The sequence below is a fragment of the Candidatus Avelusimicrobium luingense genome (assembly GCF_902757105.1).
GTDB lineage: Bacteria > Elusimicrobiota > Elusimicrobia > Elusimicrobiales > Elusimicrobiaceae > Avelusimicrobium > Avelusimicrobium luingense.
Map to the genome: position 1 here is coordinate 47,985 of NZ_CACVTK010000001.1, position 12,863 is coordinate 60,847.

Below are 12,863 nucleotides of genomic sequence, written 5' to 3' on the forward strand. Positions count from 1 at the left end.
CCTCACTTTTTAGCCCCGGGTTTTGCACCGCCTGCGCCACCCATCATATTCATCAAAGCAGACATATCAGGCATTCCTCCGCCTGCGCCGCCCGGTTGCGCTCCGCCGGCAGCCCCCATCATATTTGTCAGTGCGGACATATCAGGCATACTGCCGCCGCCCGCTCCGCCCATCATATTGGCAAGCGCGGACATATCAGGCATACCGGGTTGAGCAGCCGGTTGTTGGCCTTTATCTTCCTTCTTAGCCGCCGGTGCATTGGGCGTTGCCTTATCCCCAGCCTTTGCCCCTTGCGGAACAGCGGTCTTTAAAGCGGTTAATGCTTTTGGTCCGGCTGTATCACCGGGATCTTTACTCGTTACAGCAGCGGCTTGCGAAGCCGTTTGCGTTTGAACGGTTTGGGTTTGAACTCCCTTCCGCCACGCTCCTTGCCGAGAACCGTAACTTGTAAAACTGCGCGTTTGAACGCCTTGCTGCCCGGGGGCAGCCGAAGTTTTATCTTGATCGGTATCTGCCGCTTTTGTGGCCGACGTAAAATTCGGGCGAGATACACTCCCCGTCTGATACGCAAACGCGGCCGTAGTGGCAGTTAATAAAGTAAGTAAAAGTATTTTTTTCATAAATTCCCCCTTATCTTAATAGTATAGGTTTAGGGCGGTAATTGTCAAGAAGTTTTCTCATTAAAAACTCGCTCATTTTTGCTACACTATACATAATGAATAACACAATTTATGACGTAATTATTGCAGGGGCCGGAGCAAGCGGGCTTATCTGTGCGCGCGAGTGTGCGCGCGGCGGGCTTAAAACACTGGTACTTGAAAAAGAACAAACCCCGGGACGTAAAATTTCAGTCACGGGAAACGGACGTTGCAATTTAACAAACGTGCGTGTTTCGCCGGCGCATTATTACGGAGATGAAAAACTGATTTCCTCCGCCCTGGCGCAATTTTCCTACACCGATTGCCGCACCTATTTTGAGCAGTTAGGCGTGTTACTTACCGAAGAAGAAAACGGACGCATTTTCCCGCAAACGGGTAAATCCAGTGCCGTATTAGAGCCGTTAAAGTTAGCCGTTTTGGAAAGCGGAGCCGAAATTTTGCCCGGACAATTTGTGACGAAAATCAAACATGGCAAAACTTTTAATATTACTACCCAAACCGACCAAAAGTTTCAGGCACGGCACGTTGTTTTGGCGTGCGGTTCGTGTGCCTATCCGCAATTAGGTGCCAATTCAAGCGGCTACGAATTGGCGCGCGCGCTCGGGCATACCGTTATTACACCGCGCCCGACGTTAAGTGGTCTTGTACTTAAAGAAAATTTCTCGCGTTTATCCGGTATTCGCGCACAAGTAAAATTAACGGCTGACACGACTCCCGCCATACATACCTGCGGCGAAATTATTTTCACGAACTACGGCATAAACGGGCCCGCGGCACTAAATGCAAGCGGTGCAATTTCGCGCGCGTTATCCAACGGGAATGTATCCATTCAACTTAATTTCTTACCGGAAATTTCCAACGCAGAAAATTTTTTTAACGAGCGTTTGCAACAATTTCCGCATCGGCGCCCAAAAGATTTTTTCGCCGGAGTGTTGCACGAATCTATCGCCAATTTACTGATTGATTTTAAGGGGCTTCGCAAAAATAAACCGATGAAAGAACAGTTCCCCAGTGCAGTTAAAAGCGCCTTTGACACCGTCGGGAAATGGCCGGCAACCGTTACAGCCTTACGGCCTTGGAGTGAAGCCATGGCCGCAACCGGTGGTGTAAATACGCGCGAAATAAACTATAATACATTTGAGTCGCAGTGTTGCCCGGGCCTGTATATTACGGGCGAATTGTTAGATATAGACGGACAAAGCGGCGGATTTAATTTGCATTTTGCTTGGGCAAGCGGATTTACTGCTGCTAAAGATTTAGTCAAGGAGAAATGATATGGTGGAAATCATTCGGAAAACAACCAGTTTGCAAGGCCAAAAAAATATTGGCTTTATCCGCACTTACTATGTGGATGGCAAAGAAGTATACAAAGAAACACTCAATCAACATTTGGATATTCAATCGCACACCGGCGTATTACCCGACGGTATCGTACGCGAATTGTTTGATAATGGTAAACCGTACTTTGAATGTGAAGTAAAAGACGGACAACGCAACGGCATGTGCAAAATTTATTTTGAAAACGGTAAAGTCAACATTGAAAAATTCTACGAGAAAGGATTGTTGCAAGGTAAAGCCCGCGTTTTCCACCCGACGGGTCGGCTGTATAAAGAATTTTCCTATGTAGACGACGTTCAAGATGGAAAACAAGTAAAATACTATCCCGACGGAAAAGTATTAGAAATGTCAGAATTTCACAAAGGTTTTCTAAACGGAGTTTGCAAAGTTTATACACAAGAAGGCGATTTGCGCTCGGAGTGTACATACAAAAATGACAAACTCGTGGGCGATAAAATCATCTACCACCCCAACGGAACTATTGCATTGATTTCCCCCCACAAAGACGGCAAGCCCAACGGTGTAACTAAAAAATACAGCGAGACGGGCGAACTGATGGAAGAATGGTTTTTTGAAGAAGGTATTTTAACGCTTAAAAAAGCCAAATAAGTGCTTGCCGCACGGGCGTGAAGCATAGAACCTCTGTACGGCATTTGATGTTATGTTTTACAAGAGAGCCTTCGTAGTATCCCGCAACAAAATTTATTGAAAACGAAAAGCGGAACAGAAAAAATCTGTTCCGCTTTTTACATGGTTAAAACAAGAATGATTAAGGCATTCTGTAAGCGCGATAGGTATTGGAATTATCCCCATCAAAAGTCGCTTTCCAAATGCCATGACAATAACTCCCGTCCGGTTCGGTAAATATAACGCCGCTCGTTTTCCGTTCTGCACAAGTGATACTTTGATCCAGTAATTGCCCATCATTAGCAATAGCGCGAACAAACCCGGCGCCTTGATATTTTCCCGTCAAACGTCCAATTTGCAACAATAAGGCCCCCGTCGCTTCGGTCTTATACATTTGTAACGACCATTCACCGTTAGATTTATTGTCAATTATATTCGTTAACGAACTCCATTTTTCATTTCCCGTCCAACCGGCAGGGACATCCAAATCTAATTCTTCAAAACTCGTGGGATAACTGCCGTTGGCCATATAATACGCAGACAGCGCTTGGGCAAAAGAACCCATTAAGGCCAAGGCTTGTGTCCCGCGCGATTTTTCTACTGCCTTTTGATATTGCGGCATAGCAACTGCCGCCAAAATACCGATAATCAAAACGACCACTAATAATTCTATAAGTGTAAAACCGCCCGAATGATCTACTATTTTATTTTTCATCTATTTGCTCCTGTTTATTTTAGTGCGTTAATTTCTGCCAAAAAGTTTTCTTGTCTTCGGTGGGCAACTGCCAACGTAATAAAATACCCACCGCCACATTTTTTTCATCTACCACCGCTAGCGCATCCACGCCGGTTTCGTTAAATACTTCACGCGCATGGGAAAGCGTATCAGCCGGATGCAAGGACGGACTTGTGCTCATCACCGAACCGGCCACAGAACTCGGCGCGTAAAATGCCAATTCCGCCGGGCGAAGCACACCTTTTAGCGTGCCGTCTTTATCTGTTACCAAACAAAGAGCGGGTATTTTTTTACGCGGTAAATTTTTGAGCCGTTCAATGACTTGTGCAAGTTTAATTTCCGTACGCACCGCCACAAAATCGGTTTGCATCAAACTGCCCACCGCGTCTTCGCCGTATGACACAGCCCCATTGAGCACTTGTAAAAAGGACGGCTCCAATACTGCACTGATACGTTCGCGGTACGGAACGGAAAACTCTTGCATTAGTTTAGCGGCTTGCGGCACATTCATCCGCGCCAAAATATACGACGCTTGGCGCATCGGCAAACGACGCAATACCGCCGCGGCTTTGGGCGGTTGCATCACATTTAGCACGCTGATAATTACTTGTGCTTTTAACGGAGAAATGAGCAAAAGCACCTCGTGCGTCGCCAATGTTTCCAACGCGGCGGCGGCCTTTTGCGGAGCGGCTAAAATAAATTTTTCCGTTATAGCACCAGCCAATGCTTGCATAGGGTTATTCATACTTGCACCTTTCTACAATTTTATTATAATAAAATTAGTAGGCTTACGCCAAAACCGGGAGAATATTTTATGTTTTTTGATAAACCGTTCCAAGAAGTAACATTTGATGACGTCGTCGCATTTTGCAAGAAAAAAGTACCCGAAGGAAAACAATTAGATTATAAATATATATTGCCTAAAAATCATGAAAAGTTTGCCAAAGTCATTGCCTCGTTTGCTAATGCTTTGGGCGGGTTAATTATTGTAGGCGTGCAAGACGATAAAAATGACATGCCCCACCCCCCCTTTAACGGGATTGCCTATCACGAAAAATTGCGTAACACGATTGAAGATATCATCAAAGTTTATATTGATCCCGTCGTATTTGTGGACATCAACATTTGTGTCAACAAAACAGGCGATCGTATGTTTGTGCTGATTCAAATACCGCAAAGTAACTTAACCCCGCATTTAGTCGGCAAATTAAAACGTGCCTATATCCGCACCGGGCAAAGCAGCCGCCCCGAAACGATTGTCCATCCGGAGAAGTTACCTTGGCTGTTAGACCATCGTAAAAAATCGGAACGCTTGCGCCACATTTTATATGACAAAGCCGAAAGCCATTTTGAAAATTACCTTAAAACAATGACTGTTTCCGCCGCCGGAGAAGTAGTGTGTACCTTGTCTCTTTCCCCCTATTATCCCGACGAGCCGTTAATCAGTTACAAAAAATTACCCACGCTGATTGAGCGTTGTGCCACCCATGCGCCGTACGGTGTAATGGCAAACCCGGAATTACCATTGCAACCGGTGCAAGACGGCGCAGCCGTTATTTCCAATCAACGCGGTATTTATAAAATGACCGAGTTTAATGCTTACGGCTTACTGATGAACAAACAAATTGTATCGTCGGAAGAAATGGTGAACGGCCATGCGGCGAGTACGATTCGCATTGAAAATTTAGCCAAAAATATGGTGCTGTTTTTTACTACGGCGCGCAAGTTTTTAACCCAACTAAACGTAGGCGGCTCGCTCTATTTTCGGTTAAAAATGACCAACACACGCGCACGGCGGGCCTTATTCAAAACGCACCGCGCCACGGTACTGGAAGATTATTTGCGGATGGACCGAACTTTCTCGCCCGACGAGTTACAACGTGATTTGCCCCGCACCATAGAAACCTTATTGCACGAAATAGCCTGGTCACTCGGGTTGCAAATTCCGCAAGAAGAATTGCACCATTTGCTTACCCAACTGATGAAGGAAATTCACGAATGAGACATGGTTTTACACTCATAGAAACACTTGTAACCGTACTGATTATTATTGTATTGGTGGCGGTAGCGTTGCCCTATTATCGTAACGCGGTGGAAAGTAGCCGCATGACGGAAGTAGTGATGCTGTGGGGCCGGCAGAAAAATTGGGCCACCGGATACAATATGTCCGCCGATCAAGCCCAAAAATCTACCGATCGGTTAAACAAGGCAGGCCTCAACCACTTTACGGGAAAAGTCGTTTGCCGCGAAAAAGCAGACCCCAACGAACTGTGTTGGGAAGCGGAATTTACCCGTTTAGAAAATTCTTCCGTTCATTATAAATTACTGACCGCCAAAAATTTTACACGAATGATGTGTATGGGCTTAAACGGCGCGGGCGAAGATTTTTGCGAATCGCAAAGTCAGCAAGATACCCCCGAAACCATAGACGGCAAGAAGGCTTATTGGATCAGATAAGAAATACCGGCCGGGTTGCCCGAAGGGCTATCCGATAACAAGGGCCCGTAACTTTTGCACACATTGCGGTATTTAGCAGGCCCGCTGTAACTTGCCCAGCAATAAATTTTTCCGGCGAATTCTTCCGGTGTAGAAAAATCATAACGCGCAATAAAAGAAATCCAACCACTGGTCAAGGAACTGGGATATACTTCTATTTTTGTTTGCGTCATATCACACGTCCATCCGGGCGGACAAGTAGTTTCCACGTCTAAATCTTCCGCATTGGCTGCATATACATTATTGGCTACATAATACCGTTCTTGCGCGTCTTTAACCGCACGCACAAAGGGCAACATCGCCGCAAAACGGCTTTTAAGAACGGCTTGCTCATATTTAGGAAGTGCCACCGCCGCCAATATACCAATGATAAGCACGACTACTAATAATTCTATAAGCGTAAAACCACCTAACATTTTATTTTTCATAAAAACACTATCCTTTAATACTGAACTTTTCTTAGGCAAATTATAGCAAAAAAGAATCAATATCTCGTATTTATTTCAACATGCCTTGACAAAAAAAAAAACGGCAGACAACTTTTTCGTCCGCCGTTTTTATGTAGATTATTTTCCTAATTTATTCTTCGGCTTCTTCGTTGGCGCGTTCGGTGCGTTTACGGAGCAAGTGCGACAAGATTTTCTTACGCAAGCGAATAGAAGTGGGCGTGATTTCGGCCAGTTCGTCCGGCGCGATATATTCTACCGCTTGTTCCAAACTCATCGTGCGCGGCGGCGTCAACACATAAGATTCATCGCTGGCTTTACTGCGCATATTGCTTAAGTGTTTGGCTTTGCACGGGTTGACTACTAAATCGTTAGAGCGCGAATTTTGCCCCACAATTTCCCCCGCATACACTTTCACACCGGGACCTAAGAACAGTTCGCCGTTGTCTTCCAACGCGAAGAGTGCATACGGCGTCGTTTCGCCGTCCTCTTTGGCAATCAGCACGCCGTTGCGGCGTAAATCGGGCAAGTTCACTTTGGGGAAATAGCCCTTAAAACTGTGGTGCATAATGCCCGTACCGCGGGTGCTGGTTAAAAATTCGTTTTTGAAACCCAAGAGTGCCCGTGACGGAATTAAATATTCCAAGCGCAAGCGTTCTTCCCCTTCAGACACCATATTTTCCAATTTTGCCGCGCGGGTACCTAAAATGGTGAACACGGCCCCTTGAAATTCGGAACGGATATCCAACACCAAATACTCCATCGGCTCTAAAACTTGTCCGTTTTCTTCTTTGTAAATTACTTCGGGCGAAGATACGGCGAGTTCAAAACCTTCGCGGCGCATATTTTCAATTAAAATAGTCAGGTGAAGTTCGCCGCGTCCGTACACTTTGAATTTTCCTTCGCCTTCTAACTGTTCTACTTTTAAGCCGACGTTAGTTTGCGCTTCTTTTTCCAAGCGGTTTTTCAAGTGGCGGCTGGTTACAAATTTCCCTTCTTTGCCGGAGAACGGGCTGTCGTTAACCATAAAGTCCATAGACATCGTCGGCTCATCAATGGTAAGCGGCGGCAACGCGTTCAAGGCATCCGGGCGGCACAACGTATCCCCCACGTCCACGCCTTCCAATCCGGCGATAGAAACAATATCCCCCGCCGAGGCACTTTCCACTTCCACTTTTCCGAGTCCCAAAAAGCGTTCAATTTTAGCGGCCTTGGCTTGCGTAACGGAACCGTCGTTATGGATAAGCGCGACCGTTTGGCCTTTGGTAATTTTTCCGGCTAAAATACGTCCGATACCCACATGGCCCAAAAAGTTGTTATAGTCCAACATCGTTATTTGCATTTGCAAGGGAGCATCGGGGCGCGCTTCGGGAGCGGGCACGTGTGATAAAATCGTGTCCAAAATCGGCGCAATATCTTTGCCTTTTTCTTCCATTTTCAGGCTGGCCCAACCGGCACGGCCCGAGGCGTAAATAATCGGAAAATCTAATTGTTCGTCCGTCGCCCCCAATTCCATAAACAGATTAAAAACTTCGTCCACAACTTCGCTGGGGCGCACGTGGTCGCGGTCCATTTTGTTAATCACCACAATCGGTTTTAAGCCCAAGGCCAGTGCTTTACGTAATACAAACCGCGTTTGCGGCATGGGGCCTTCCACGGCATCCACCATCAAAATAGCACCGTCCACCATACGAAGTACGCGTTCCACTTCGCTACCGAAATCGGCGTGACCGGGCGTATCAACAATGTTAATCGTGTGGCCTTTGTAACCAATAGACGTACATTTGGCTAAAATTGTAATACCGCGTTCGCGCTCTAACGGGTTAGAGTCTAAAACGGTATCTTGTGCTTCGTCTTCTTTTACTTTAAATTCTCCGGCAAATTTGAGTAGAGAATCTACTACGGTAGTCTTACCGTGGTCAACGTGAGCGATAATGGCTACGTTGCGTACGTCTTGGCGGGTGTTCGTCATAAATAATGTATATTTTCCTTACTAAATTTCCACAAAAAACCCCGCAATTGCGGGTTTGCAAAAAGCCAACTAGGCTTGCAAGTATTGTGATTATTTATATTTTAGTATTTTTGAAGATATTATGCTCAAGATTTTTGTATTTTGTTTTCTAACGAAATTTTTTATAATAACTCTATGGAACGTTTACTGGAAATAGTAGGCATATTGGCCGCGTTATACATAGGCTATAAACTAACCATAGGGAAATGGGATTATTCTTCCCCCCAAAAACGCGACGAACGCAAAAACAAACTTAAAACGGCAGGGCTTTCTACCCGGTTTTATTTTATGCACCCGCGCACCCAATTTATACTCACGTTTATCAGCGGCGGCTTATTCACATTTTATTGGTTATTCAAACAATGGCAACAAGTGTTACGCGGTTTCAAACGTTTGGACAACACCCCGTTAAAAGGCAGCGCATTTACGCGCACATTAGGCGGCGTGTGGAGTTTTTTTGCACTAGCCGGACTTATCAACCGCACCTGTGAATATATGCACAAACCGACCTCATGGCCCGCCGGTTTATGGGGCTTGTTGTGGTTAGGCGGGCTTGCACTGACGTTCTGCCCGGTAGAAGTATCCTGGCGATTAACCGGATATGCCTTATGGTGCGCCGCACCAGCGGTATTTCAACGCCGCATCAATACGCTTTCACACGAACAAATTCCCGCGTTTCCGCGAACGGTGGAAATTATCGCGGCATTATTGTGCGGAGCGTGTGCGACAGGGATAGTGGCCCTTATAAAAATGTTATTTAACTGATTGATTAGATTACCTACTAACACCCCGCCGAAATGGCGGGGTGTTTTTTGTGTAGGGAAAGCCAACCCAGCCACGTCAAGGCCGCGAGACCGCAAATTTGCCCAAATGTGGAAAAATTGTATCGCAGAAAAGCAACACAACCCAAAACGATTGGTTTTGGGTTGTGTTCGTTAACGCAAGTTAACAATTATATTTTGATTTATTTGGCTTGGGCAATGGCTACGGCAAGCGCCACCGTCGCACCTACCATCGGGTTGTTACCCATACCGATTAAGCCCATCATTTCCACGTGAGCCGGCACAGAAGACGAACCCGCAAATTGCGCGTCGCTATGCATGCGGCCCATGGTGTCGGTCATACCGTAAGAGGCAGGGCCGGCGGCCATATTATCCGGGTGTAAAGTGCGGCCTGTACCGCCGCCGGACGCCACGGAGAAATATTTTTTACCGTTTTCGGTCGCCCATTTTTTGTAGGTACCGGCAACGGGGTGTTGAAAGCGGGTCGGGTTGGTGGAGTTTCCGGTAATGGATACGTCCACACCTTCATGACGCATAATGGCTACGCCTTCGTTGACATCATCGGCCCCGTAGCATTTTACTTTGGCGCGGTCGCCGTCGGAAAACGCTTTTTCGCTGACGATTTTGAGTTCGCCGGTTTTATAGTTATATTCGGTTTCCACGGAAGTAAAACCGTTAATGCGGGAAATAATATACGCCGCATCTTTACCCAAACCGTTTAAGATAACGCGCAAGGGTTCTTTGCGAACTTTGTTAGCGGTGCGGGCAATACCGATAGCCCCTTCCGCCGCGGCGAAACTTTCGTGTCCGGCTAAAAAGCAGAAGCATTTGGTTTCTTCGCGAAGCAACATCGCACCCAAATTACCATGTCCCAAACCTACGGCACGTTGATCGGCCACAGAACCGGGGATGCAGAAACTTTGAAGTCCTACACCGATTTGTTCGGCGGCTTCGGCGGCCGTTTTTACGCCTTTCTTAAAAGCAATCGCCGCACCGACGGTGTACGCCCACACGGCGTTTTCAAAAGCGATCGGTTGAATGCCTTTTACAATGGCTTCTACATCTACGCCTTTTTTGGTGCAGATTTCTTTGGCTTCTTCTAACGATTTAATGCCGTTTTCTTTGAGTACGGCATTGATTTTATCAATTCTTCTTTCGTATCCTTCAAACGTAATCATAGTGTTTTCTCCTCGGGCTTACTCTTTGCGGGGGTCAATAACTTTGACGGCTTCATCAAAGCGGCCGTACTTGCTGATGTTTTTCTCATACGCCGTTTTGGGGTCTTCGCCTTTTTTAATCGCGTCCATCATTTTGCCCAAGTTGACAAATTGGTAACCAATGATTTCATCGTTTTTATCTAAACCGATTTTAAGTACATAACCTTCGGCCATTTCCAAGTAACGCGGCCCTTTGGCTTCGGTGCCGTACATGGTGCCGATTTGGCTGCGGTGGCCTTTACCTAAATCTTCCAAGCCCGCCCCGATAGCAAGTCCGTCGTCGGAAAAAGCACTTTGGGTGCGGCCATAAACGATTTGTAAGAAAAGTTCGCGCATAGCGGTGTTGATAGCGTCACAAACGAGGTCGGAGTTTAATGCTTCCAAAATCGTTTTACCGGGCAAGATTTCCGCCGCCATAGCAGCAGAGTGCGTCATACCCGAGCAGCCTAACGTTTCTACCAAGGCTTCTTTAATCACACCATTTTTGACGTTTAACGAAAGTTTGCACGCACCTTGTTGCGGGGCGCACCAACCGATACCGTGGGTAAAACCGCTCACGTCGGAAATTTGTTTAGATTTGACCCATTTTCCTTCTTCGGGAATCGGGGCCGGATCGTGCTTAGCGCCTTTGCAAACGCAGCACATATTCTGTACTTCTGTGGTACATTTTTCGCAGCTCATGAATTTCTCCTAATTGAAAATAAATCCGTCACTATATTTTAGCAAATTAGCGAGTGCGAAAAAATACAACTATTGAAATTGATAGCGGTTTTGAAAATAGTTGCCCGAATTTCCATCTCCGTATTGACCGACAGGGGTTGAACTATGCGTCATGTTTTGACAAATTTGATTGCCGACACTCCAAGTACGAGTAGCCATACATTGCGGGGCAGATCTATAATTGGAGTAATAGGATAGCAGTTGACCGGAAGTTATCAAATAACAATGCATTGCATCTGTTCTATCCGACATACCGGAAGAAATTTCACAGGTAAACTCTTTATATGTTTTATGCGAACCTTTACCATTTTCCATTGTTCCTTCCGTTCCCGTTAAAGGCAAATCAATATCCAACTCATCAAACCGGGCCGGATATTTACCGTTTGCCATATGGTAGGCAATAGCGGCTTTTTCAATCGCGTTTCCAAACGCCATCAGTTGCGTATAACGCGCTTTAAGAACCGCTTTTTGATATTGTGGTAACGCTACCGCGGCTAAAATACCGATAATCAAAACCACTACTAGTAATTCAATCAGCGTAAAACCGCGTAAACCGAATATTTGTTTTTTCATAGAAATACTCCTTTTCTAATTTTTTTTCTTCTTTACAAAGTTTAACAAAAAAAAAACAATGTCAAGATATTTATTTTTGCCAACGAAACAAACAAAAAAGCACATTGTTTTATACAATACTATTATGTTAGAAAAAAAAGCATTACCCACCAGCACCTTTGCGTGCGGCCCGGGGCAAGCACTTCATACGTTACGCCAAACACCGCTGTGCGCCACTCACTTTGAACGCAACCACCGCGCGCCGGACGTTGTGCGCGATATTTATGAATATGCCGACCGGGAACTGCGTCGCTTGCTGAAAATCCCCCCCGATTATTCGCTTTGTTTTTTCCCGGGTGGCGGCAATGCGGCTATGGATGCGGTGCTGTGGAATTTGACTACGGACACATTAAGCGGACTGGCGTTTGGGGAATTTTCCCGTCGGTGGGCCGGCACAATGGCCGAACGTTTGCCCAACGTAAAAAACACCGTGCGTTTTACAAAACCCGGTGAGTTGATTCCAACAGAAGAACCTGATTATAACGCCGGTTTAATCGTTTTAACCCCCAACGAAACGTCCACCGGGGTGCAATTACCCAACGAATATTTATCACGCGTGTGGCAAAAACGCGGCAAAAATACGCTCGTAGCGTGGGATGCCACTTCGTGTGCGGGCGGACGGTTACTGCCGAAAAATGAATTTGATATTTTATTATTTTCCTTGCAAAAATGCTTTGGAACAATGGGTGGAACAAGCGTACTGATTTTAAGTCCCGCCGCCCAAGCACGTCTGCAAAAATTACCGCGCGTTGTACCGTACTTTTTAGATTTAACACGCGCCGTAGAACAAGCCAAAAATTTTCAAACAGTCAATACGCCAAACACTACCGCTATTTGGTGCGCCGGACAAGCCGCCGCGTGGATGAACCAAAACGGTGGGCTCGCGGCAATGGATGCGTTATGTCGCGCACACGCCAAATGGATAACCGATTGGGCCGCCACTACTGATTTTTGCACGCCGCTCGTTTCAGACGAAAAATACCGTTCTTACACCACGCTTACTTTGCAAATTACGGATGACAAAATCAACGCCGACGACATTAACCGCGCCCTTATAAACACAGGGCTTGAAAACTTAAAAGACGGTCTTAAGCGCCACCCGTACGCGCCGAAAAATTCACTGCGAGTTTCCTGCTTTCCGTTTGTAGATACCGATGGTGTTAGTCAATATAAAAAACTAACTGCCGCACTGGATGAAATCGTGCGGCAGTTACATTAG

General features: G+C 46.1%; 14 protein-coding genes. 6 read left to right on the top strand and 8 right to left on the bottom strand.

The annotated features are described in order from the left end of the window. Positions 1–2: 2 nt before the first annotated feature. Positions 3–620 (bottom strand): hypothetical protein, encoded by a 618-nt coding sequence (locus tag ACQY3H_RS00250; RefSeq protein WP_428073651.1) that lies wholly within the window; start codon positions 618–620, stop codon positions 3–5. A 95-nt stretch (positions 621–715) separates the two neighbouring features. Between ACQY3H_RS00250 and ACQY3H_RS00255 the strand changes: the two genes are divergently transcribed. Both ACQY3H_RS00255 and ACQY3H_RS00260 read left to right on the top strand, forming a co-directional pair. Beyond that, positions 716–1,933: an aminoacetone oxidase family FAD-binding enzyme gene (locus ACQY3H_RS00255; RefSeq protein ID WP_428073653.1), complete on the top strand. Its 1,218-nt coding sequence runs from the start codon at positions 716–718 to the stop codon at positions 1,931–1,933. Position 1,934: 1 nt separating this feature from the next. Beyond that, positions 1,935–2,606 (top strand): toxin-antitoxin system YwqK family antitoxin, encoded by a 672-nt coding sequence (locus ACQY3H_RS00260; protein WP_428073654.1) that lies wholly within the window; start codon positions 1,935–1,937, stop codon positions 2,604–2,606. A gap of 160 nt (positions 2,607–2,766) precedes the next feature. On the opposite strand, the gene ACQY3H_RS00265 is transcribed toward ACQY3H_RS00260, so the two are convergent. Both ACQY3H_RS00265 and ACQY3H_RS00270 read right to left on the bottom strand, forming a co-directional pair. Then, entirely contained in the window at positions 2,767–3,339 is a 573-nt protein-coding gene (locus tag ACQY3H_RS00265) for a type IV pilin protein (protein ID WP_428073656.1), read from the bottom strand. Positions 3,340–3,358: 19 nt separating this feature from the next. Next, on the bottom strand, positions 3,359–4,105 hold the full coding sequence (locus tag ACQY3H_RS00270; protein WP_428073658.1) for a CBS domain-containing protein: 747 nt from the start codon (positions 4,103–4,105) through the stop codon (positions 3,359–3,361). Positions 4,106–4,174: 69 nt separating this feature from the next. On the opposite strand from ACQY3H_RS00270, the gene ACQY3H_RS00275 reads away from it, so the two are divergent. Both ACQY3H_RS00275 and ACQY3H_RS00280 read left to right on the top strand, forming a co-directional pair. Beyond that, positions 4,175–5,362: an AlbA family DNA-binding domain-containing protein gene (locus ACQY3H_RS00275; protein WP_428073660.1), complete on the top strand. Its 1,188-nt coding sequence runs from the start codon at positions 4,175–4,177 to the stop codon at positions 5,360–5,362. Next, positions 5,359–5,817 carry a type IV pilin protein gene (locus tag ACQY3H_RS00280; protein WP_428073662.1) on the top strand — a complete coding sequence of 153 codons (459 nt, stop codon included), beginning with the start codon at positions 5,359–5,361 and terminating at the stop codon, positions 5,815–5,817. Before ACQY3H_RS00275 ends, ACQY3H_RS00280 begins: the two co-directional genes overlap by 4 nt. Here ACQY3H_RS00280 and ACQY3H_RS00285 read toward each other — a convergent pair. Both ACQY3H_RS00285 and typA read right to left on the bottom strand, forming a co-directional pair. Beyond that, on the bottom strand, positions 5,802–6,284 hold the full coding sequence (locus ACQY3H_RS00285; protein ID WP_428073664.1) for a type IV pilin protein: 483 nt from the start codon (positions 6,282–6,284) through the stop codon (positions 5,802–5,804). The two genes, ACQY3H_RS00280 and ACQY3H_RS00285, sit on opposite strands and share 16 nt — an antisense overlap. A 151-nt stretch (positions 6,285–6,435) precedes the next feature. After that, positions 6,436–8,274: a translational GTPase TypA gene (typA, locus tag ACQY3H_RS00290; protein ID WP_428073666.1), complete on the bottom strand. Its 1,839-nt coding sequence runs from the start codon at positions 8,272–8,274 to the stop codon at positions 6,436–6,438. A gap of 174 nt (positions 8,275–8,448) precedes the next feature. Here typA and ACQY3H_RS00295 point away from each other — a divergent pair, with 174 nt between their 5' ends. Beyond that, entirely contained in the window at positions 8,449–9,078 is a 630-nt protein-coding gene (locus ACQY3H_RS00295; protein WP_428073668.1) for a hypothetical protein, read from the top strand. 199 nt (positions 9,079–9,277) lie between these two features. Here the strand turns inward: ACQY3H_RS00295 and ACQY3H_RS00300 are convergent, their stop codons facing one another. From ACQY3H_RS00300 to ACQY3H_RS00310, 3 genes are all read right to left on the bottom strand, one after another. Then, positions 9,278–10,273 (bottom strand): GGGtGRT protein, encoded by a 996-nt coding sequence (locus ACQY3H_RS00300; RefSeq protein ID WP_428073670.1) that lies wholly within the window; start codon positions 10,271–10,273, stop codon positions 9,278–9,280. 18 nt (positions 10,274–10,291) lie between these two features. Next, positions 10,292–10,993 (bottom strand): iron-sulfur cluster assembly scaffold protein, encoded by a 702-nt coding sequence (locus ACQY3H_RS00305; protein WP_428073672.1) that lies wholly within the window; start codon positions 10,991–10,993, stop codon positions 10,292–10,294. 69 nt (positions 10,994–11,062) lie between these two features. After that, positions 11,063–11,605, bottom strand: a complete 543-nt coding sequence (locus ACQY3H_RS00310; RefSeq protein WP_428073674.1) for a type IV pilin protein — start codon at positions 11,603–11,605, stop codon at positions 11,063–11,065. A 124-nt stretch (positions 11,606–11,729) separates the two neighbouring features. On the opposite strand from ACQY3H_RS00310, the gene ACQY3H_RS00315 reads away from it, so the two are divergent. Further along, positions 11,730–12,863 carry an aminotransferase class V-fold PLP-dependent enzyme gene (locus tag ACQY3H_RS00315; protein WP_428073676.1) on the top strand — a complete coding sequence of 378 codons (1,134 nt, stop codon included), beginning with the start codon at positions 11,730–11,732 and terminating at the stop codon, positions 12,861–12,863.